Origin of the sequence: Affinundibacterium baiyunense, from assembly GCF_018139645.1 — a bacterium.
Classification (GTDB): Bacteria; Pseudomonadota; Gammaproteobacteria; order Burkholderiales; family Burkholderiaceae_D; genus Undibacterium; species Undibacterium baiyunense.
Window position 1 is genome coordinate 144,069 of record NZ_JAGSPM010000002.1, and the last position, 23,351, is coordinate 167,419.

The 23,351-nt window shown below is 45.8% G+C and carries 12 protein-coding genes; 4 read left to right on the top strand and 8 right to left on the bottom strand.

What is annotated here, in order from left to right:
* Positions 1-62 precede the first annotated feature (62 nt).
* The 6 genes from KDM92_RS03855 to KDM92_RS03880 all read right to left on the bottom strand — a co-directional run bounded on the left by KDM92_RS03855 (position 63) and on the right by KDM92_RS03880 (position 11,413).
* Positions 63-1,391, bottom strand: coding sequence for a TldD/PmbA family protein (locus tag KDM92_RS03855; protein ID WP_212683092.1), 1,329 nt, complete (start codon positions 1,389-1,391; stop codon positions 63-65).
* 64 nt (positions 1,392-1,455) lie between these two features.
* The gene (locus KDM92_RS03860; protein WP_212683093.1) at positions 1,456-3,093 is read right to left on the bottom strand and encodes a TldD/PmbA family protein; all 1,638 of its coding nucleotides are present in this window, start codon (positions 3,091-3,093) and stop codon (positions 1,456-1,458) included.
* Between the two features lie 126 nt (positions 3,094-3,219).
* The gene (locus KDM92_RS03865) at positions 3,220-4,554 is read right to left on the bottom strand and encodes a TldD/PmbA family protein (protein ID WP_438947456.1); all 1,335 of its coding nucleotides are present in this window, start codon (positions 4,552-4,554) and stop codon (positions 3,220-3,222) included.
* 22 nt (positions 4,555-4,576) lie between these two features.
* A complete protein-coding gene (locus tag KDM92_RS03870; RefSeq protein WP_212683095.1) occupies positions 4,577-6,214 on the bottom strand; it encodes a TldD/PmbA family protein in 1,638 nt (545 codons plus the stop codon).
* A gap of 426 nt (positions 6,215-6,640) precedes the next feature.
* Complete coding sequence (locus KDM92_RS18845) at positions 6,641-10,363, bottom strand: EAL domain-containing protein (RefSeq protein ID WP_212683096.1); 3,723 nt, start codon at positions 10,361-10,363, stop codon at positions 6,641-6,643.
* A gap of 33 nt (positions 10,364-10,396) precedes the next feature.
* The gene (locus KDM92_RS03880) at positions 10,397-11,413 is read right to left on the bottom strand and encodes an adenosine kinase (RefSeq protein ID WP_212683097.1); all 1,017 of its coding nucleotides are present in this window, start codon (positions 11,411-11,413) and stop codon (positions 10,397-10,399) included.
* 394 nt (positions 11,414-11,807) lie between these two features.
* Between KDM92_RS03880 and KDM92_RS03885 the strand changes: the two genes are divergently transcribed.
* Together KDM92_RS03885 and KDM92_RS03890 are read left to right on the top strand one after the other, a co-directional pair.
* Complete coding sequence (locus KDM92_RS03885; protein WP_212683098.1) at positions 11,808-16,643, top strand: PAS domain-containing protein; 4,836 nt, start codon at positions 11,808-11,810, stop codon at positions 16,641-16,643.
* On the top strand, positions 16,640-17,608 hold the full coding sequence (locus tag KDM92_RS03890) for a diguanylate cyclase (RefSeq protein WP_329603124.1): 969 nt from the start codon (positions 16,640-16,642) through the stop codon (positions 17,606-17,608). Before KDM92_RS03885 ends, KDM92_RS03890 begins: the two co-directional genes overlap by 4 nt.
* A gap of 310 nt (positions 17,609-17,918) precedes the next feature.
* Here KDM92_RS03890 and KDM92_RS03895 read toward each other — a convergent pair whose 3' ends face one another.
* The gene (locus KDM92_RS03895; RefSeq protein WP_212683099.1) at positions 17,919-18,230 is read right to left on the bottom strand and encodes a hypothetical protein; all 312 of its coding nucleotides are present in this window, start codon (positions 18,228-18,230) and stop codon (positions 17,919-17,921) included.
* Positions 18,231-18,274: 44 nt separating this feature from the next.
* Complete coding sequence (locus KDM92_RS03900) at positions 18,275-18,514, bottom strand: hypothetical protein (RefSeq protein ID WP_212683100.1); 240 nt, start codon at positions 18,512-18,514, stop codon at positions 18,275-18,277.
* A gap of 40 nt (positions 18,515-18,554) precedes the next feature.
* Between KDM92_RS03900 and KDM92_RS03905 the strand changes: the two genes are divergently transcribed.
* Complete coding sequence (locus tag KDM92_RS03905; RefSeq protein ID WP_212683101.1) at positions 18,555-20,111, top strand: B12-binding domain-containing radical SAM protein; 1,557 nt, start codon at positions 18,555-18,557, stop codon at positions 20,109-20,111.
* Between the two features lie 236 nt (positions 20,112-20,347).
* Positions 20,348-23,350: a bifunctional diguanylate cyclase/phosphodiesterase gene (locus KDM92_RS03910; protein WP_212683102.1), complete on the top strand. Its 3,003-nt coding sequence runs from the start codon at positions 20,348-20,350 to the stop codon at positions 23,348-23,350.
* The last annotated feature ends 1 nt before the right edge of the window (position 23,351 follow it).

The window sequence follows — 23,351 nt, forward strand, 5'->3', positions numbered from 1 at the left end:
CACCGTTCCTGTTATTAAAACAATCCATCACAAAAAAATTGAATACGACAATCCGTTTTCAATTAAACCGCATCAGACAAAGATGTGAAGTTAAAATCGCGCAACTTCATCGCTGGCACCACCGATTTTCGACCATCACCAAACACTTGAGTCTTACCCAAATCATCGATGTTGTTCAACATCGTGACTGGGCTTTCATTGAAGCGGAAGTTTTTGACAGGATGTTTGACCTTGCCATTCTCAATGTAAAAAGTACCATCGCGAGTCAAACCTGTTACCAGCAAAGATTGTGGATCGACCGAACGGATATACCAAGTGCGCGTCACCAAAATACCTTTCTTGGTCGAGGCGATCAGTTCTTCGGTTGTTTTGGTACCACCGGACATAATCGTATTACCAGCACGACCGCGGGGTGCAACGCCTTGCTTCTTCGCCCAAAAATTTGAATACTGCAAAGATTCGATCTTGCCATTCTTGACCATAGACATAGGCTCGCGCGCCAACATCGATGCGCTATCCCAAGGGCTCACAGGTGCATCGGCATTCCATGGATCGGTCCAGATATTCACCTGCTCGTCAAACATCTTCTCGCCGAGTCGATTACCACCACCTTTTTTCGACAAGAAGCTACGTCCTTCATCGGCCTGACGCGCATCAAATGCGTTGAACATAAAATTCAAAATATCAGATGAAGCGGCGGGCTCTAGAACCACCGTGTAACGTCCTGGTTCTAACGCCTTAGCATCAACCGAACGCATGGCTTTTTCGATCGCAATTTCAGACGCCTCACGCGGATCAAACTTACTCACATCATTCGCGCTACGCGTTACCCAGCCAGAGCCGCGACCATCTTCGGTACGTGCTGTGCAACTAAAACTCAAATTAGACGATTCTTGAAATCCAAACACACCATTCGAGTTTGCAATCACTTCAAAGCCTAGAGTATCAAGGAAGAAACCTGCTGAAATCAGCTTATTTTTCTTCGCTAGGCTGATGCTTTGTGCCGCCACTTCGGCGCGATATTCAGGATCAATTGCGGCGGTCTTTTCAAAATAAGTTGGCGTTGCTTTGAATTCTTGCTTGCTCGCTGCGGGCATGAATTCTGGATTTTCTGGCGCTAAGCGGGCGATATCTTCTGCACGGCGCACCGCTTTTTCCAAAGACTTATCATCAAATTCATTGATCGTCGCAGTACCTTGGCGCTTACCAAATGCAACGCTAACCGACAACTGCGTATCTTGATTCAAGCCGGCAGTCGAGACACTGTTTTGTGCGTAACGAATATTGCCAGCGCGACTGCCCTGAATTACCACGCGACATTCATCTGCTTTTGAAAACCCAATCACACGGTCACAGATGCGCTTTGCTTCTTCCTGAGTCATTTTCTTCATCATATGTTTCCTATTTTTATTGGCTTATTTTGTAAGCTTATTTGGTTTAGCTACATGAAATGGATCAAGCAATCTTGCGTGCTGTATTGATCACATTGATGCCGTTAAAACGCGTCGTGCTAGAGCCATGCGATACCGCGCTGACTTGACTTGGTTGCCCTTTGCCATCAAAGAAAGAACCACCCATACGCCAATCACGCTCGTCACAAATCGCACTACAGCTATTCCAAAATTCTTGGGTATTCGATTGGTAAGCGACATCTTCAACAGGGCCGACAATCTTACCGTTTTTGATTTCGAAAAATAATTGACCGCCGAATTGGAAGTTATAACGTTGTTGATCAATAGAGTAAGAACCGCGACCTAAAATATAGATACCCTTCTTGACGTCTTTGACCATCTCATCGGGCGTCAATGGTGTTTTGCCAGCGGCTAAGGAAACATTCGGCATACGTTGGAACTGTACGCTGCTCCAACTATCGGCATAAGAACAGCCGTGCGATTCTTTTTCATCAATGATGTGCGCTTGATCACGAGTCGCCTGATAATTCACTAGCACACCGTCTTTGATGATGTCCCAACGCTTGCATGGCACACCCTCATCGTCATAGCCGACCGCACCGAGCGAACCAGGTGTGGTTTTATCTGCGAAGAAATTGACGCGATCCGCGCCAAATTTAAATTTCTTGGTGCGCCATTTATCCAAGGTCGCGAAACTGGTACCCGCGTAGTTAGCTTCATAACCAAGAACGCGATCCAGTTCGGTTGGATGTCCAACTGATTCATGTATCGTTAAGAATAAGTGATCTGGGCTCAAGACCAAATCATACTTACCTGGCTCGACCGATTTCGCCGCCAATTTCTCGCGTGCTTGACGCCCGGCTTCACGTGCTTCTTCAATCACATCGAGTGAATTTTTGTATAGCGTCGCCACACCACCTGCTGCTTTGACTTTATGTTCTGGCTTAGCATCAAAGAATTCAAAGCCCATACCGACTGGCGAAGACAAGCTTTCACGGCTGCGGAATTTGTTGGTCGCTTTGTCGACTGCGGTCGCTGTCATCGGTGCCCACAAGCGATGAATATCTTGATCGATGTAAGAACCATCCGTAGAAGCAAAATACTTTTCTTGATTCACTTGGAACAAATTCGATTGCATAAAATTCGCGCCAGCTTCTAGACCAGCACGATTCGCTGCAATCAGCATATCGACTTTTTCCTTGACCGGAACGACACGCCAGTCTTTTGTGAATGGGGTTGCCCAACTCACTTCACCGACACCTTTAACCGGTGCCAAAATCAGCGGCTCGCTCTGCAATTTCGCATTCGCTTTCGCAATTGCCACTGCTTGCTTGGCCATACTGGCAACCGCATCTAAAGACAAATCATTGGTAGAAGCAAAGCCATAAGCGCCACCTGCGATCACGCGTACGCCCACACCCATTGATTCAGAATTAACGATATTTTCTACACGCGTATCGCGCGTCGTGATGAATTGATTCACATAACGACCAATGCGCACATCGCAATAACTAGCGCCCGCTTTAGTGGCAGCGTTCATCGCAGCATCGGCCAAACTTTTCTTAAATGCTTTACCAACGGGGTTTAATAATTCTTCTGCGGCAATCGCATTGCCACATACGGGAATGATCAAACTGCCCGCTGCGATGCCACTAATTTTTAAAAAGCTACGTCGTTCCATAGCAACTCCTGAAAAAATACTTGTGTGAATAATTCTGTTTTGTTCTTTTATTCCTAGGACCTATGCAAAATTACGCCAGCTAGGCACGTCGCCGACGCTAGCATCTGTTTTCCGTAAGTCCGATTTCTACACAGCATCAGATAATGATGTGAAGTTGAAATCACGCACCTTCATTGGTGGGATCAACATTTGGTACGGCACTTCATCGCCAGCAATAATGACCGGTTTTCCGATTTCCTCAATATTGTTGAGCATACTGATGGGACTTTCATTGAAGCGGAAATTTTTGATCGGATACATGATCTTGCCGTTCTCAATGTAGAACGTGCCGTCGCGTGTTAAGCCAGTTAATAGAACTGATTGCGGATCGACCATTCGGATATACCAAGTACGTGTTACTAACACCCCTTTTTTGGTATTGGCGATCAACTCAGCCGTCGTTTTATCGGTGCCCGCCATGATCATATTGCCGTGACTCGCCATTGGTGCGACTTGCTTTTTTTGTGCCCAGAAGCGCGAGTATTCTAGCGAATTGACCCGGCCATTTTTAATCACTTCAGTACGCTGGCGCGGCAACATAGCGCCATCCCAAGGCAAGACGCCGATCTCTGGATGCCAAGGATCTGCCCAAATATTGACCTGCTCGTCAAACAGCTTTTCACCGAGACGATTACCGCCGCCTTTCTTCGATAAGAAACTGCGACCTTCATCCGCCTGACGTGCATCAAAATTGCCAAGCATATTGCCGATCAAATCGGAGGTAGCAGCGGGTTCTAAGATGACGGTGTAACGACCGGGTTCTAGCGCTTTTGCATTCAAAGAGCGTTTGGCTTTATCCATCGCCACATCGACTGCTTCACGCACATCGAAACGACTAGCATCACTGATTGAGCGCTTGACCCAACCCGAGCCACGACCATCTTCGGTACGCACAGTGCAAGTAAAATCTAGACCCGTTTGACGTTGAAACCCAAACACGCCATTGGAGTTAGCGATGCAGCTAAAGCCGTTGTTATCGGTGAAAAATCCTGCACCAACTAATTTGTTTTTGCGACAGGCTTCAACCGCATAGGCAGCAACCTCGGCGCGAAACTCTGGATCGATATCCGCAGTCTTTTGATGAAAAGTTGGCGATGCTTGAAAGCTTTGCTTTGTCACAGCAGGCATGAACTCAGGATTTTCTGGTGCCAAGCGCGCCAAATCTTCTGCACGGCGCACCACTTTTTCTAAGGATGCATCATCAAATTCATTGATGGTTGTAATGCCTTGCTTCTTACCAAAGGCGACCGCCACTACCAATTGCGTATCGCCAATCACCCCTGAGGTAGAAACAGCATTACGGGCAAAACGAATATTCCCTGTACTGCCGCCACCAAGTTGCACGTTGCATTCGTCTGCCTTAGAAAAAGACATGACCTTGTCGCAGATACGTTTTGCTTCTTCTTGGCTAAGTTGATTCAATATTTTCATAGTCATCCTCGCCTTAGGCAATCTTACGTGCGGTGTTAATCACATTGATGCCATTAAAGCGCGTCGTGCTTGAACCATGCGAGACTGCGCTTGATTGGCTAGGCTGACCTTTACCGTCAAAGAATGAACCACCTAAACGCCAATCACGCTCATCGCAGGTGGCGCTGCAAGCATTCCAAAATTCTTGAGTATTCGATTGGTAGGCAACATCTTCCAATTGCTCGCCGATCTTGCCGTTCTTGATCTCGAAAAACATTTGGCCGCCAAATTGGAAATTAAAGCGCTGTTGATCAATAGAAAAAGAGCCATCACCAACAATGTAAATACCCTTCTTGACGTCTTTCACCATTTCATCTGGCGTCAGACGTTTCTTACCCGGCGCCAGAGAGATGTTTGGCATACGTTGGAATTGCACGCTACTCCAGTTATCTGCATAAGAACAACCATGGGACTCGGTTTGACCGAGCATGTGTACTTGATCACGCGTTGCCTGATAGTTGACCAAGATACCGTCCTTAATGATATCCCACTGTTTGCACGCGACACCTTCATCGTCATAACCCACTGCACCGAGTGAACCAGGTACAGTTTTATCGGCAATGATGTTCACATTGCTAGAACCATATTTGAATTTCTTGCTTTCCCACTTATCAATCGTAGCGAAACTGGTACCTGCGAAATTAGCTTCATAGCCAAGTACACGATCAAGCTCAGTTGGATGACCAACCGATTCGTGTATCGTCAACCATAAATGTTCTGGGCTTAACACCAAATCATATTTACCTGGAACGACCGATTTCGCCGTCAATTTTTGTTTGGCGCTAGCACCGCATGCGCGTGCATCGGCAATCAAGTCATAGGAATTTTTATATAAGGTGGCGACACCACCAGCTGCTTGTACTTTATCTTCTGGGCGTGCGTCGAGATATTCGTAACCCATGCCAACGGGCGCGGACAAACCTTGACGGGTACGGAATTTATTGGTTTTTGTATCGACCGCAGTTGCGCTTACTGGCATCCAGAAACGATGTACATCTTGGTCGATATAAGAACCATCGGTGGAGGCGAAATATTTTTGCTGATTGACTTGGAACATCACCGATTGCATGAAATTGGCACCCGCTTCCATCCCCGCTTTGTTCGCGGCTAACAGCAACTCCACTTTTTCTTTGATTGGCACAGTACGCCAATCTTTCTTGATCGGCGTCGCCCAACTAACTTCACCAACACCTTTCACTGCTGCTAAGCGCACCGGCTCGGTTTGTAATTTAGCATTCGCTTTCGCAATCGCCACCGCTTGACGCGCTGCTGTCGCAATACTATCGGGAGACATATCGTTACTAGCGGCAAAGCCATAAGCACCATTCGCAATCACACGCACACCGACACCAGCAGATTCGGTATTGACCACGTTTTCTACGTTCAAATCACGTGTAGAAATGAACTGGTTTAAGTAACGTCCAATTCGCACATCGCAATAACTCGCGCCGGCTGTTGTCGCCGCATTTAAGGCGATATCGGCTAAAGTTTTACGGGCTTGGTTGGAGACTGGCTTTAATAGCTCTTCAACCTCAATCGCCCGCGCAAATGAAGGTAACAACAAGCTACCTAAAGCGGCACCACCCATTTGTAGAAAATCACGTCTTTGCATCACATCTCCTGTTTATCGATATTGTCGGTAATTGCAAACCTGTTTCCTCGACTTCTATACAAGAGCTTTCTTTGTTCTTTACTGTTTACTCCAAAGACTTTGAAAGAATTTGTAGAGAAATCAACTACTGATAATACTTGACGCTGGCTCTTTGTTTATCCAAACGCGATAGCGATGCAGTCGAACAACAAGTAAAAGCGAGCGTGAAGCAAGTAGGACTTACTTGATTAGGATAAGTTCCAGATCACAGGAATTTACACGATGATTTATGACTATTTGTTCGATTTAGCCACGATGTCTTTGATCAAATCTGGCGACATTTGAGATGCGTGTAAAATAAAATTGCAAAATTGATTTGCTCTTGATTTATTTTTACGGAATAGATGTGTTGCGCAAGGATGTATCGACTGCAGAATAAATAGTCAGTCAAGTGTAGGAAACTTGATAAGCGTGTCGGGCGAAGACTTCAAACTCGGCCAAGGCCAAAGGTTTGCTATACAAGAAACCTTGATACGCACGGCAGCCTTGTTGCTCCAAGAAGGCTTTTTGCGCCAGCGTTTCGACGCCTTCAGCGACTACACTTAAGCCCAAACTATCGGCTAACACGATCACCATTTTTGCGATCGCCGCATCATTCGGATCGATCAAAATATCGCGCACAAAACTTTGGTCAATTTTTAATTGATCCAGTGGCAGGCGTTTCAAATACGATAATGAAGAATAGCCAGTACCAAAATCATCTAATGAGAAACTCACACCACGTTGCCGCAATGCCGCCATTCTGGCGATGACTTCTTCGATATTCGAAATCGAAAATCCTTCCGTCAATTCCAATTTCAAACGACGTGGATCTGCGCCAGTTAAATCGATCACATCGGTGACTTGATCAACAAAATTTTTCTGATGAAACTGACTTGGACTCACGTTCACCGCCAAAGTCAGGCCAGCAAATTCTGGAGCCTGCGCCCATTTCGCTAACTGTTGCATGGCGGTGTTGAGCACCCAATAGCCGAGAATCGTAATCAAGCCGGTGTCTTCTGCAATCGGAATAAATTCGGCTGGGGAGATCAAGCCACGTTCAGGATGACGCCAACGGATTAGCGCTTCTGCCGCGAATAATTGGCCTTGATCATTGAACTGCGCTTGATAATGCAATTCAAACTGGTCATTCAGCATCGCATCACGCAGATCTTCTTCCAGTTCAGCACGTTGCGTAACCATTGCCTGCATTTTCGGATCGAAGAAACGCACCGTATTGCGACCTGCTGCTTTGGCTTGATACATGGCTAAGTCCGCGCGCTTTAGCGGTTCAGCAATCGTTTCTGGTTTCTCGCCAAACAGCGTCACACCGATACTCGGCGAGCTATGATGTTCATTCACACCTAACCAATAAGTTTGATTTAATTCCGACAATATCTTGATCGCCACGGTTTCAGCTTGATTCGCGGCGTCAAAGATATCTTCGTCCAGATTTTCAAGCATCACGACAAATTCATCACCGCCCAAACGCGCCACCGTATCGCCCTCGCGCGTGCAAAGACTTAAACGCTCAGCCACTTGGCGCAATAGCAAATCGCCGTGATCGTGACCCAAGGTGTCATTCAGCGTCTTAAAATTATCTAAATCAATAAACAGCAAAGCGCCTTTACGGTGATGGCGATTACCTAATGCTAGTGCTTGCTCCAATCTATCCATCAGCAAACGACGATTTGGTAATTGCGTGAGTGGATCATAAAACGCCAAATTACGAATCTCATCTTCCGCCGTTTTACGCAGAGTAATGTCGTTAAAGGTACCAACATAGTGCGTGATGACGCCCGCCTCATCCGTCACGCTAGAAATATTCACCCACGCCGGAAACACACTGCCATTTTTGCGTTGGTCGGCGACTTCGCCTTGCCATGCACCGCGCTCAGCAATGCTATTGAGCATCGCGAGATAACTGCTGTCTTGCTTAAACTGCTCACTTAAAAAGCGCGGTGGTTTGCCAACGATTTCATCGGCATGAAATCCGGTAATTTGATTAAACGATTGATTGGTTCGCAATATCAACCAGTTTGCATCGGTCACAAACATGCCTTCTTGTGACTCAAAAGCGGTGGCAGCAATGCGCTGCGATTCGGCATGGCGCTTGGCTTCGGTCTCATCGTGCCAAGCGACATACACCGATGGTGCGCCATCAAATTCAATTAAAGCTCCCTGTGCCATCACATCTATCGCGGTGCCATCGACTTTGACAAACTTGATTTCATAGCTTTGCTCTTGTCCACCAGGTTCGTTGATGGTTTTAATTCGCGTTTGCAACAGATGATGGAAATCGGGATGAATAATCTCGGTAATCGGCCGGCCGATCAATTGTTCAGCGGAACTTGCGCCCAACATGCGAATCGCCGAAGCATTCACATAAATTAGACGTCCTTTGCGATGCACATTAATGCCTTCTGGCGACCATTCGACTAAAGTACGATGTCGTTCCTCGCTCGCATGCAAAGCCGCTTCCACTTTCTTGCGCACCGAAATATCACGCACACTCGCTTGAATCAAGCTCTTACCATCCAACTCAACTAAATTTAGCAATACTTCCGCATCAAAACAAACGCCGGTATCCAAACGCTGATGTATCCATTCACAAGCATATGCGCCATGCTCACGCGCTAGCGCAAAGTAATGATTTGATAGTTGTAAAGAACTGCGCCCTTCTGATTGATATTCTGGGGACAAATCGATTGGTTTACATTGCATTAGATGTTGACGATCACGCGCGCCAAACAAACTGACCGCGGCAGGGTTGCAATCGATCATACGACGGACATCCATTACAATCACTGCGCTGGCCGTAGCATTAAATAGTGTCAAGTGACGTGCTTCTGACCATGCCAATTCTTGACTGCGATCGGCAATCGTTGCTTCTAAGGATTCTTGGGCATTCTGCACGGCATCTGCCATACCATTGAACGCAGTGGTCAAGGTGCGAATTTCGCCTGTATCGTCTGGATTGATGACTGCCCGCACACCTAGATCGCCGCGCCCTAATTGTGCTGCGCTGCTGGCAAGTCCATCTAATGGTCGGGTTAAGCGCCGCGCAAACATACGTATCAAGCTCAATGCCAACAAGCTAATCAAACAACCTGCGATCAATAAGAAATCAATGTTTCTTAGTAGTCCGGATAAGACATCACTTTTTTTGGTCACTAAGACCATAGTCCACATTTGTGTCCGACTTAATCGCAAGTTGCGGTACACCGCGATCAATTCTTCATTGGCGGCATTGCGCTGAGACACACTTCCCTCGAAGCCACCCAAAACGGCACGATCTGGAATATACAAAGGTGTAGAACTGGCGATCTTAGGAAAGCTAAAAACCAAATTTGCTTTCGCATCGAATAATAAAGTGGTACCAAAACGCTTGACCAAATCGGCATCCAACATCAATCGGTCTTGCAAGAACAAATCTAAATCTAACAAACCTAGCAAAACGATCTTTGCCGGCTCTGTTGTATGCAATTTCACTGGCAGCACAATTGCTTGCACCTTGTGTGCGGCTTCTGCGGCTTTATTCTGCGTATCTGACCAGCTCAAAATTAGCGAATCAAAATCGGGGCTCGCCGCCAATGCATTCAAATCTTGCTCGGGAATCGTTGTCTGCTCACCCGATGCGGCACTCGCTAGTACCGCCTTGCGCGATAAATCGATCAACATCAACCCACGAAAGCGGCGTGAACGGGCCTTACTTAAAATTTGAAATTTGTTTTCTAATTGCGCCGACAAGGCTGCTGATTCAAGATTTTTTTCAAGGCTTTTTTCACTGCGGCTTTCACTACTTCTGTCCGCCTTCTTATCTACGTTCTTTTCTAAATCCTTTTCTGCACCGATCAGTGACATCGATGTCAAAATCCGCTTGATCTCGACACTTTCAGAAATAAAACTCAGATCAGCACTACTATCTTGCAGATCGGCGATCACTAGATTTCTCTGCAAATCAGCCTTCATTTCTAACTGTGTGATCGCGCTCAGAAGCCGCTCTTCACGTGCGCCAGTTAAACCGATTGCAGGTAGTCCCACATACCAAAGGAAAAACAATATGCCCATCGCCGCTAACAGCACAGCGGCGAAATATCCAGTTATCCGATTGGAGAACGAAGTGAACATGTCAATTGATAGACGAAACCGACGCTTGCTTGATCACATTGATGCTTCGTCCGCAAAAAATTGGCTTCGTAAATCGCGATACTGCTGCGCTTGTAAACGTGGTCCGTATTGCGTGACTACCGTGGCGGCTGCGCTATTGGCAAACTCCGCCGCACGAACAAAATCAACACCGCGATGTACCGCATATAAAAACGCACCGGCAAACATATCGCCAGCGCCATTCGTATCAATCGCTTGCACTTTCGGTGCACTGACTTGATGTAACTGCTCACCATCAAACACAACGGCACCATCTGCACCACAGGTGATCGCAAATTTGTCAGCAAATTGCTTTAATAATTCGCAAGCCTGTTCAAAGTTATCGGATTGCGTAAAGCCCAAAACTTCATCACGATTACAGAAGATCAAATCGACTTTATTACCGATCATTTCTAACAAGCCATCACGGAAGAATTGCACCATGGCGGGATCGGATAAGCTCAATGCAACACGCGTTCCGTGTTGTTGCGCATGTTCTCGCAATTGAATCGCCGCCTTACGACCAGTGGGGGAAGTCACCAAATAGCCTTCGATGTAGACGAAGTCACTCTCTTTTAATGCAGCCAAATCCAATTCATTGACACTGAGTTCTGCACTAATACCCAAAAAGGTATTCATGGTTCGCTCCGCATCCGGCGTAATCATCACCAAGCACTTGCCGGTGATACCAGCTGGCGGCGTAATATGCTCAGGGATCGCAACACCAGCGGCTTTTAAATCCGCTAAATAGAAGGCGCCATTTTCATCGTTAGCGACCTTGCAAGAATAAAAACTCTTACAACCAAAGTAACTCGCTGCAATCGTGGTGTTAGCAGCAGAGCCGCCACTGGCACGCTTAGAAGCAACCAAATGGTGATCTAAAGCGGCAATCAACTCGGCCTGACGCGCTTCATCAACCAAGGTCATGACGCCTTTGTCCACGTTCATGGCGATTAAATCGGCATCGCTCAAGGTAATTTCAGTGTCAACTAAGGCGGCGCCTAGTCCATAAACGGCATAATGTTTTTTCATAAGTGGTGTAATTAAAAAGACGAAAGCAATTTCTAAGAATCGGTTACAAAACGGTGTGCAATGTCGGCAAGCAGTTTAACGGAGTACTTCGTTAATTTTTCATTAGCTTATTTTTAAGCAAACAAGCTGGCATCGCTATTCTACAAACGCCATGGCGAGCGATTCTGTCCTGACGCAAACGGGTTTGAACATTTTGCATTCAAAATGTTGCATTTTCGCGCAAATTGACACTTCCCAAAAGAAATATTTGATTGACGGCAATATCAAAACCCCGCAATACTTAAAAATTCTTGATTGCATCGACCTGCATGGACTGATTTTCGTGAAGAAATTCTGGCTCTCAAAGCAGTGGTTATTACCCAAATATCTCCCCACTGCCATCTTTTTTCTAGGCATGTGCTTTGCAATCGCAGGCACATGGTGGCTAAACCATAACGAAAAAAATAAGCTCGAAAATGAGTTTAAGAATAAGGCTGAGCGGCTCACCAACGAAATCGAGCAACGATTTTCAACTCCGATATTTGGTTTAAATGGAATTAAAAGTCTATTTGGCGTCAATCAACAACTAAGCGCGGCAGAATTTAGTGCCGCCATTAAAACACATGATCTCGGCACTGAGTACCCAGGCGTACGCGGCTTTGGTTTTATTGAGAAAGTAAAAAAATCTGAGGTAGATAACTACCTAAGTCAACAACAACGCAATGGCAGAAGTGACTTCAAACTACAAGAATTTGATCCGAACGAGACCGATACCCGCTATCTAGCAAAGTATTTTGAATCGCCATATCGCAATCATTTCGTTCCAGGAACCGATTTTGGTTCTGATCGTCGACGTCGCGATGCGATTGAAGCTGCCATCAATTCTGGTTCGCCGAGCATCAGTTCCTTAATTTATGCACCACCAAAAGCTGAGAAAAAAGCCAGTCTTTTGTTATTTGTACCGGTATACCAGAACGCCTCTGTCCACGATAGCGTAGAGACACGGCAAACGAGCGTAATCGGTGTCGTCTATGCCCCCATTTTTCTAGAAGAACTAATGTCGTCAATTGCCGATGTCGACAACGACATCGTGCAATTTCAACTAGAAAACACAGCGGCGTTTAATGGCTCAGAGATCACGCGCTTTCTGAGTAAGAATGCAGTGAACAAGCAAACTGATACATCAGACGCCAAAGAAAATAGCGTACAGATAAAAAAAGCGATGTTCTCTAGCACGCGCGTGATCACCTTTCATAAACGTGATTTTAAGTTGACCATCGTCAGCACCCCACTATTTGAATCGAACTTACATAGAACCATACCAATCGCATTCTTCATTGCGATGAGTCTAATCAGTACTTTGCTCGCTTCCTTATTGAAGATGCAGCTTAGCTTCAATGAGCAAATACAGAAAAAGCTCGATGCCGCAGAACGCGACAAAGATGCCTTACTCAGCACTCTAAACATGCATGCAATCGTTTCTGTAACCGATGCGAGCGGTGAAATTATTGATGTCAATGAAGCGTTTTGTCGAACTAGCGGCTACAGCCGCGAAGCCTTAATTGGTCAAAATCATCGAATTATCAGTTCGAAAGAACACGATAACGCGTTTTGGTCAGATATCTGGCGTGATATTTCTAACGGAACGCCGTGGCGCGGTGAGGTTTGTAATCGCGCACGCGACCAAAGACTGTACTGGGTCGATACCTTTATTGCCCCATTTAGAAATACCAATGGCGTGATCGAAAAATACATCGCGATTTGCACCGATGTGACCAATAATAAATTGGCAGAACAACGTCTACAAGCCGCATTACGCGACAGCGATGCCTTACTCAGCACCTTAAATATGCATGCGATTGTGTCTATCGCCAATCATGAAGGTCGCATCGTCGAAGTCAATCAAGCTTACTGCCGTATTAGTGGCTACACACGTGAAGAAATTTTAGAAGGTAATCACAAAATCGTCGCAACCGGCGTGCAGTCGCCCGACTTCCTCTCGAATATGTGGCGCACGATTTCCACCGGCACACCTTGGCGTGGCGAAGTTTGCAATCGCACCAAAACTGGTAGTTTGTATTGGGTCGATACGTTTATCGCCCCCTTCAAAAATGAAAAAGGACAAATCGAAAAGTACATTTCTATCCGTACCGATATCACTGCTAGTAAGAAAGCGGCTAGCCGCTTAGCCAATCAACGATCTGCCTTGGCGCATATTATTGAAGGTACCAATGTCGGCACTTGGGAATGGAATGTGGTCACAGGCGAGATGCGCCTGAATGAGCGCTGGGCTGATCAAATTGGCTATGAATTAAATGAATTAGGAACGCCAACTGTACAGACTTGGGACAACTTAACACACCCCGACGATCTGCAAAAAGCCAAAGCCCTGATGCAAAAACATTTTGCGCATAGACTTTCTTATTACGAATGTGAAAACCGCTTAAAGCATAAAAATGGCAACTGGATTTGGGTACTGACGCGCGGCAGAATTTCGTCTTACACAACCGACGGAAAACCTGAGTGGGTCTCTGGTACGCAGATGGATATCACCGAGCGTAAAAAAGCCGAGGCAGAGTTACAGAAAAGTACGCAACTACTGTTAGCTGTTCGCGATCAGCTTACCAAGGCGGCAGAAATTGCTGAGCTTGGCATTTGGAGCCGTGATCTACGTACCGATGAGCTGGTTTTCAATGACAGAATGTTTGATATTTATGAAATTCCACACAATCTCAGGAAGAGCAAATTATTCTATGACTTCTGGCGTGCCAAGGTCCATCCCGACGATTTAGCAGAAACTGAGGCCCACCTCGCAGCGGCGATTGCAGGGAATCAAAGTTATAGCCCAATATTTCGTATCATTAGCCCAAGCAAGGGGATTCGTTACATACAATCGGCTGGCGGCATCGAGCGCGACGAGCATGGCACACCTATTTTAGTCACTGGCATCAATCGTGACATCACTTTGCAATATCAAGCGGAAGAAGCCTTACGGCTAGCTAAACAAGCGGCTGACGACGCCAATCAAGCGAAATCGGCTTTCCTAGCGAACATGAGCCATGAAATTCGCACACCGATGAACGCGATTTTGGGCATGCTCAGTTTGCTACGTAAAACCCCACTATCACCGCAACAGAATGATTACGCTAGCAAAACCGAAGGTGCGGCACGTTCTTTGCTTAATTTGCTGAATGATATTTTAGATATTTCTAAAGTTGAAGCCGGCAAAATGACACTCGACCCACATCCTTTCAAACTAGATCAGCTATTGCTAGAGCTGTCCGATTTATTGTTCATGAATCTCAACAATAAACCGGTCGATATTCTGTTTGATATTGATCCGCAAGTTCCAGCGCGTTTGGTCGGTGATGCCATGCGTTTGCGACAAGTCCTGACGAATCTGGGTAGCAATGCGGTCAAGTTCACTGAGCAAGGTGAAGTTGTGATCGCAATTCGTGTATTGGAAAAGTCTGCCGAGAGTGTTCATCTACACTTCTTAGTGAAGGACACTGGTATAGGCATCGCACCAGAAAATCATCAGAAAATTTTTACCGGCTTTACGCAAGCCGAAGCCTCAACGACACGTCGTTTTGGCGGCTCAGGTTTGGGCATTGCGATTAGCCAAGGCTTGGTAGAAATGATGGGTGGTAGCTTAGAAGTAGAAAGTACAATTGGTGAGGGATCCTGCTTCCATTTTAAAATTCAGTTGCCGATTGCAGAGAACCAACAAGGTCAAGCGGATCAACAAGACATAAACGCATCGCGCCATTTGTTAATCGCAGAAGCCAACTTATTTGTGCGCGAACACTTAAAAGCCGCGTGCCAAGAGCTCTCCTATACCACTGATTTTGTCGACAGTAGTCAAGCGGCACTCGAAGCATTACGCAATGAGCCTAAGAATTACCAAGCGATTTTGATTGATTGGGACAGTATTGAAGCCGATGGTTGGAGTGTGATTCGCGAGATCCGCGCCATTGCGCATGCCGCGTCACAAACCATGCTGCTGTTGCTGCGAGAAACCGAGCGGGGTTTATTCCAACGCGCATCGCTCAAAGATCAATTACTGTTTGATCGCGTTCTGTTCAAACCCGTCAATGCGCGCAAACTTGCTGACAACTTGCGCGGGGTCGATGAACAAAGCGACAGCATAACAAACGAAGCGATCAAGCCCTTACAAGATTTACGCATTCTGTTGGTTGAAGACAATCTAAATAATCAACAAGTTGCACGCGAATTATTAGAGGCGGAAGGCGCACTAGTAATGCTCGCGCAGCATGGTTTAGAAGCGATTGAAATTATTTCTAGCGAACGACGTCCGTTCGATTTGGTTTTAATGGATTTACAGATGCCTGTGATGGATGGCTTCACGGCGACCCGGAAAATTCGTGGTGAAATGCGACGTAGTAATTTACCCATCATTGCGATGTCAGCCAATGTCATGGAATCAGATCGCATCGCTTGTTTAGAGGCTGGTTTAAATGATCACGTAGGCAAACCATTTGATTTACAAAATTTGATTCAAGTTATTTTGCGGCACACATCGCACGACGATGAAGTCAATCGTGACCACAGCAATTTAACGATACCGGAAGACCTAGAGTTAACCACTACAGCAAAACAGCTCGGATTCGATATCTATCCAGCACTGAACCGCATTGGTGGTCGAACCGACGTCTATTTACGCATGCTAGACATGTTCCGTAAAGATCTACAAAACTTGCCGGAACAGTTACAGAGCTGTATGCCTGATCACATCAACACCGCGCTGCGCCATCTGCACACTGTCAAAGGCATGTCTGGAACCTTGGGCGCCAATGGCCATGCGAAGATATTTGCAGAAATCGAGAAAAAACTCGCGCAAACACATCAAGAGAAGCAAGTAGCAAGCGCGCGTCTATGCATACAAGAAACCTGTGAACTAATTCATGATCTTGAGTTACAACTCGCGGAATTGGCACGTTATTTGGCGCAACGTAATGAGGCCATCAAATCACCGACCGCTACCGATCAATCAATCAATGATACTGACAAGGAATTTGATCCAGTGAGGTTCCGACGTAATTTACTGGAGTTGATAGAACAACTCGATAACGCAGACATGGCTGCCACCGAAACTATCCTTGATTTACAAAAAGGATTTGAAAAACAGCTTGGCTCACAATTACGACCAATCGAAAGCGCTATTTCCATGCTTGATTTTAAGCTTGCACAAACGCTCAGTAATGAACTGCTAGAAGGGCTCCCCAAGTGACTGCAAATACCTATCAACCGCCGCATCCAAGTGAGGACTTATTTCCTTTGCCGACCAAACCACGACTACTCGTTGTGGACGACCAAGCAGCGAATATTCAGGTGTTGTATCAGATCTTGTCGCATGACTATCAAGTATTGATGGCGACCAGTGGTGCGCAAGCCTTAGCTTTATGTGCATCGAAGCAGCCTGATTTAGTTTTACTGGATTTGATCATGCCAGAAATGGATGGCTATCAAGTGTGCCAACGACTGAAAGCCGATTCCATCACACGCGACATTCCGGTGATATTTATCACCGCACAAACTGACGAATCTGCCGAAGAAAAAGGTCTTGATCTAGGCGCGGTTGATTTTATTTCTAAGCCTATCAATCCGCGTATCGTGCGCGCCCGCATTAAGACTCACTTAATATTAAAAGCGCAGTCCGACTTACTACGCAGTTGGGCTTATCTCGATGGTTTAACTGGAGTACACAATCGACGATTCTTTGACGAGCGCGTCAATGCAGAAATGGGACGCGCCATTCGAAATCAAACCGCACTCAGTTTGGTGATGCTCGATGTTGATTTCTTCAAGCGCTTTAATGATCACTATGGCCATCAAGCTGGCGACGATTGTTTGCGCCGCGTCGCCAAAACCTTAAAGACCAGTCTAATGCGATCTAGTGACAATATTGCGCGCTATGGCGGTGAAGAATTTGTTTGCCTACTTCCCGACACGGGATTCGCTGGCGCGATGCAGCTGGCAGAAACCATACGCAAAGATGTCATCAATTTACAAATCGAGCACGCCACCTCCTCGGTCGCACCGTTTGTGACGGTCAGCCTTGGTATTGGTTGCAAGCCAGAAAAAGCACATGGCAGCGCAAATGGTTTGATTAGTTTAGCGGATACGCAATTATATAAAGCCAAAGAACATGGTCGTCACCGCATATTTGGCGCGGAATTATTGCCAGATCTTTGAATCCTAGACTAAGGATAACAGCCAGAGGAATCTGGCGATTCATGTTTTTTATACTGAATTTTTATGCACGTATAAATCAAAGTCTTCTCGATTTTGTTCAGTCATTTCCAACTTAACTGAAAAAAGACTTTGATTTGTACACGCTATATGAAGATTGTAAATAAAGAGTGTGAATGAAGAATGTGAAGCGTACCGAATAAACTGGTGTAATAAAACTTGGTACAGTCAATTTTCACGCCAACTACCAAGTCGATTCAAACAAGGCACACTCTTGGTTTGAACACGATCATCATGCAATAGCCCCTCAAGATTAGCCCTTCAAATTCGCTTTACTTTTGGATGCTGTTTGCCATGCACGATCTTGTGCGTCCATTGCTAATTTTTGTTCCGCAGTCAAACGTTTTGCACTAATGATGACTGTTTGCATGCCAGTCGATTGCAAATCAAATGCCAATTTTTCTTCAGGGCTCATGCGTTTTGCTGACACTGTTACTTGTTGTGTCTTTAGATTGTTCACTTTAACTGCTTCGCTTTGTTTCGCTTGAAAGCCATGTACCGAGCCCATTACTACAAAACTAGATACCGTTGCGATAATGACTTTAGTCGTAAATGTCGTTTTCATTTTTTATACTCCTTTATTGAGATTTGTCAGATTAATTTAGGTTTTTACTTGGTTCGACCTGCGTCGATGGTTGAACTATAGCCAGCATCATTTGCGCTTTCCATCAACTTGCGACGAAATGCAGAAACACGGGGTCGAAGACACAAAATGCGCTGGCGAATATATTTTGTAGCAATGCCAATCAAGAATTGGGTCTGCATCACGCCAGAAACGGCTTGCCAGCGTACAATGTGGCCTTCCTGAAAGCCCTGAGGGTGGCGAGATTCGCCTTCAACGCTATTCATGCTACTAATGCTATTCACCGCCTCGCAATGTAATTAATTTATGACCATCCTGCTGTCCACCTTAAACGCCCGCTATGCTCACGCTTCGATGGGCTTGCGTTACCTGTATGCGAATATGGGAGAGTTGCAATCGCAAACCCATCTACAAGAATTCGTAATCGGTGCCAAAACAACCGACTTATTGGAACGCTTATTGAGCTGGCAACGTGCGGATGAAAAGTTAATTATTGGCTTTGGTGTGTACATCTGGAATGTCGAAGAGACCACGCGCTTAGTGGCGTTGATAAAGCGCGTTGCGCCTGAAGTGATTATTGTGTTGGGCGGCCCTGAAGTCTCATACGAAACGCAAGAGCAAACAATTGTTGGCTTAGCGGATTATGTGATTACTGGCTGGGGCGATATCAGTTTTGCCGCACTCTGCCAACAGATCCTGTATGGACCTAAACCTTTAATGAAAATTCACGCTGGGGTACAAGCCAAGCTTGATGAATTGCAATTACCATACGATTATTACACCGACAAAGACATACAAACTCGCACGCTGTATGTTGAAGCCTCGCGCGGATGTCCTTTTAAATGTGAATTTTGTCTATCCGCACTCGATAAAACCGCTTGGCCTTTTGATATCGACCGCTTCTTAGCAGAGATGGAAAAGCTGCATGCACGAGGCGCACGTTTATTTAAGTTTGTTGATCGCACCTTTAATCTGAACATCAAAACCAGTTTAAAGATTATGCAGTTTTTCCTCGACAAACTCGAAGCCAACCCAGACGATCCGGTATTTGCCCACTTTGAAGTAGTACCAGATCACTTGCCAGACGCGCTCAAAGCAGGCATACAACAATTTCCAGACGGCAGTTTGCAATTTGAAATCGGTATTCAAAGTTTCAACCCAGAAGTACAAAGCCGTATCAGCCGTAAGCAAGACAATGCCAAGGCGGCAGAAAACATTCAATGGTTATGCCAACACTCAAGAGCCCATTTGCATGTAGATTTGATTGCTGGCTTACCGGGCGAGACGGTAGACAGTTTCGCTACAGGTTTTAATCAACTGTATGCATTAGGGCCGCATGAAATTCAATTTGGTATTTTGAAGCGACTACGCGGTACGCCGATTATTCGTCACACCGAAGAGTTCGGCATGCGCTTTGATCCTTACCCGCCCTACACTATTTTGGCGAATAAAGATGTGCCATTTGCCGAGATGCAAAAATTAGTCCGTTTTGCACGTTACTGGGACTTAATCGCCAATTCTGGTCGTTTTAGTCACACTTTGCCAGTCATTTTAGCGGATGCGCCATTTAAAAATTTTATGGCGCTATCCGACTGGATTTATGCCAAGACCGACGCAACCCACAAAATTGCCTTAGACCGCCTCGCTAATCTGGTCACGCAATGGCTGACTCAAGAACGTGGCATGCCACAGCAAGAAGCATTAACGATGATAGGTAAAGATTACGCTGGCGATGCCAAACACAAGCAAAGTCCCGAAGTCTTGCGCTCAGAAAATCGACCAATCACAGCAAAGGCACCAAGCAACGATGCCGCGCATCATAAAGCGAGCCCAAAACGCCAAAGTCGTCATTTGCAAAGTTAATTGGGGTGTTTGTGTGCTATTACAGCGGAGCTATCATTCATCTTGCCAGAAGGATCTCCTTGCTGTCGGCTCTCCTAAAAATGATCCGATTTTCTAATTGTTTGGACAATCTGCAACATAAAAAGTGGATTGCTCCACAACGTCTTAAATTGACAAAAATTTGCCATAAGGAATGTTTTTTGACGACGCTTTCGCGCATAATGCAGAGGTTATTCTAAGTTTAATAAAACTGCATAATGCCACCACAAGTTTTTCAAAACACTCAAGCCAATATTAGCCGCCTGCATTTCAGCCTGCGTCTATTTTTGGTTTTTTGTGCCTTTTTCTTGGCTGGTGGCATTAGCCTAAACTTTCCCTTCATGACCCCGAACCTGACCTTGATCTGGCTACCCAGTGGGATTGCACTGGTCGCGCTATTGCGCTGGGGATTCGTGATGTGTATTCCTATTTTTTTGGCTGCACTCAGTTTAAATGTAATCACTGACGTAGCGCTTTATGGTTCTTCGGTGATGGCGCTGGGGAACACCCTCGCACCTGCAGCCATCGCTTGGTATTTGAACAAAAAACACTTTTCCGTACATTTTCCGCGCCGCGAAGATGTCTTGCGCTTTTTTGTCGGTAGCGCAATTGGCATGAGCATCTCCGCTAGCCTGGGCTGTTTTATCTTATGGCACTCCGGCAATTTTGAACAACCAAAATTCGCTTGGATCAGTTGGTGGGCTGGAGATATGGCGGGTATCTTATTACTGGCACCGCTATTATTTGCATTACATCGCGGTGGCATCCGAACCAAGCTGATTTACGAGGAATCCTTAATCTTTGTTTGCTTTTTTGCGGTTTCACATTGGTTGATTTTTTTAACGAAAAATAGCCCATTACAGCTGACTTTTATTGCGATGGCGGTCATGATCTGGGCCGCAATTCGGCTTGGCAACTTGTTCACCGCAATTACTGTATTGGGTTCATGCGCTTTTGCCATCATCGCCACCTACAATGGGCGTGGACCATTTCAATCACTCGATCCGACCGAAAGCTCGATCATTATTTGGCTATACATCGGCACCATGTCGATGACCGCACTACTCATCAATGCGCTGCAATCTGAGCGAACGCAAGCTAGTAATGAGTTAAAAGATTCGTTTGATCGAATTAATAAAGTCGCTTCGCGCTTACCTGGCGTGGTCATGCAATACCGGATTCACCGCGATCGCACGACTTCTATCCTGTATGCAAGTGATGCAATAGAAACCATGTTTGAGCTAAGTGTCGAAGAAATCCGCCTAAACGCATCAATTTTAGTGACCCGCATCGATAGCGCCGACAAAAAAACTTTTCTACAAAATCACGAATATGCAACCAAGCATTTAAGCCCGTATCAAATGGAGTTTCGCTATCAGCGTCGTGACGGCAGTATTCGTTGGTTGTTTCTAGATGCATTACCAGAACTAGAAAGTGCAGAAGGCAGTACGCTATGGCACTGCTTCATTAGCGATATCACTGAACGTAAAATTGCCGAACAAGATCTGCGCGTTGCGGCGATTACGTTTGAATCACAGGAAGGAATTTTCGTTACCGATAATTATTGGCGCGTATTGCGCATCAACCAAGCCTACGCACGCATTACCGGATTCGATATGCATGAATTGGTGGATAAACCTCTTCCGATGTTGGTCACGCCGCAGCAAGACGAAGAATTCTTCAACAAAATTTACCAATCCCTAGATCAACATCGATTCTGGCAAGGCGAGTTGTGGGCTGCGCGCAAAGATGGCGATACCTTTCCGCAGATGATTACCTTGACTGCAATTGCCAATGATAGCGGCATGATTACCAATTACATTGGTTCGTTCACCGATATCAGTCGGCATAAAGGCTATGAAGATGAGATTCTGAATTTAGCGTTTTATGACCCGCTCACGCATCTGCCAAATCGTCGTCTCTTAATGGATAGGTTGCAGCATTTGATCGCGATCAATCAGCGCGACGAATCGTATAGCGCTATTTTATTCATCGATCTCGACAACTTTAAAACACTGAATGACACGCGTGGCCATGACGCTGGTGATCTCTTATTAGTCGAAGCTGCGCAGCGCTTACAAACTTGTGTGCGCGAAAGTGATACCGTGGCACGCCTTGGCGGTGATGAGTTTGTGGTGGTGCTACAGGCACTTAGCCATGATCGCAATGAAGCGGTGATGCAAGCGGATAAGATCGCAGAAAAAATTCGTCTCTTGCTTAACGAGCCTTACCAAATCACTGATTTTATTCATCACGGTGCAGGAAGTATCGGCGTCTGCCTATTCCAAGGTGGCGATGTCACAGTCAAAGACCTGTTCAAACGCGCCGATACCGCGATGTACGAGGCCAAAACTTCTGGGCGGAATGCCGTCCGCTTCTTCGATCCAGCGATGCAAGCAGTGTTAGTCGTCAAAATGATGTTGGAATCAAATCTACGCGTGGCGTTAGCGCTAGAACAATTTCAGTTGTATTACCAAATTCAGGTCGATGCGGATGGCAATGTAATTGGCGCAGAAGCCTTATTGCGTTGGATACATCCTGATCGCGGTTTTATCTCCCCTTTGGAATTTATTCCAGTAGCAGAACAAACTGGTTTGATTATTCCTATCGGTACCTGGGTGTTAGAAACTGCCTGTAATCAATTGAAAAAATGGGGTCGCAATCCGAAAACCGCGCATTTAAGTTTGGCTGTTAACGTCAGTGCAAAACAGTTCCAACAAAGTAATTTTGTCGAAACCGTGACAGAGATCGTGCGTCTACACAATATCAATCCTAGCCGACTCAAAATCGAACTCACTGAAAGTACGATTCTGGATAATGTCGATGCGACCACCGAGAAAATGCAGCAATTGAAAAAACTCGGTATCGCCTTTTCTATGGATGACTTTGGCACTGGCTATTCTTCGCTCGCCTATCTGCAAAAACTGCCGCTCAATCAATTAAAAATTGATCAATCGTTTGTACGTGATTTGAATGATGATGAAAACGATGCGACGATTGTGCGGGCGATTATTTCTTTGGGCTTAAATCTCGGGTTGGATGTAATTGCCGAAGGTGTCGAAACTGTCGCGCAAAGACGCTTCTTGATCGATCATAACTGCCTGACCTTCCAAGGTTATTTATACTCTAAACCGATTCCTATCGAAGGTTTAGATGCCTTACTCGCTGGCGATTCTAGCGATCATCAATTCTTATTAACCGCACCAGATCCGGACGAATAAA

Excerpts from the sequence above, each read along its gene's own strand:
- KDM92_RS03855 (WP_212683092.1), bottom strand. The coding sequence starts at position 1,391 with ATGAAGAAAATGACTCAGGAAGAAGCAAAGCGCATCTGTGACCGTGTG.
- KDM92_RS03910 (WP_212683102.1), top strand. The coding sequence starts at position 20,348 with ATGCCACCACAAGTTTTTCAAAACACTCAAGCCAATATTAGCCGCCTG.
- KDM92_RS18845 (WP_212683096.1), bottom strand. The coding sequence starts at position 10,363 with ATGTTCACTTCGTTCTCCAATCGGATAACTGGATATTTCGCCGCTGTG.
- KDM92_RS03900 (WP_212683100.1), bottom strand. The coding sequence starts at position 18,514 with ATGAATAGCGTTGAAGGCGAATCTCGCCACCCTCAGGGCTTTCAGGAA.
- KDM92_RS03860 (WP_212683093.1), bottom strand. The coding sequence starts at position 3,093 with ATGGAACGACGTAGCTTTTTAAAAATTAGTGGCATCGCAGCGGGCAGT.
- KDM92_RS03905 (WP_212683101.1), top strand. The coding sequence starts at position 18,555 with ATGACCATCCTGCTGTCCACCTTAAACGCCCGCTATGCTCACGCTTCG.
- KDM92_RS03870 (WP_212683095.1), bottom strand. The coding sequence starts at position 6,214 with ATGCAAAGACGTGATTTTCTACAAATGGGTGGTGCCGCTTTAGGTAGC.
- KDM92_RS03880 (WP_212683097.1), bottom strand. The coding sequence starts at position 11,413 with ATGAAAAAACATTATGCCGTTTATGGACTAGGCGCCGCCTTAGTTGAC.
- KDM92_RS03885 (WP_212683098.1), top strand. The coding sequence starts at position 11,808 with ATGTGCTTTGCAATCGCAGGCACATGGTGGCTAAACCATAACGAAAAA.
- KDM92_RS03895 (WP_212683099.1), bottom strand. The coding sequence starts at position 18,230 with ATGAAAACGACATTTACGACTAAAGTCATTATCGCAACGGTATCTAGT.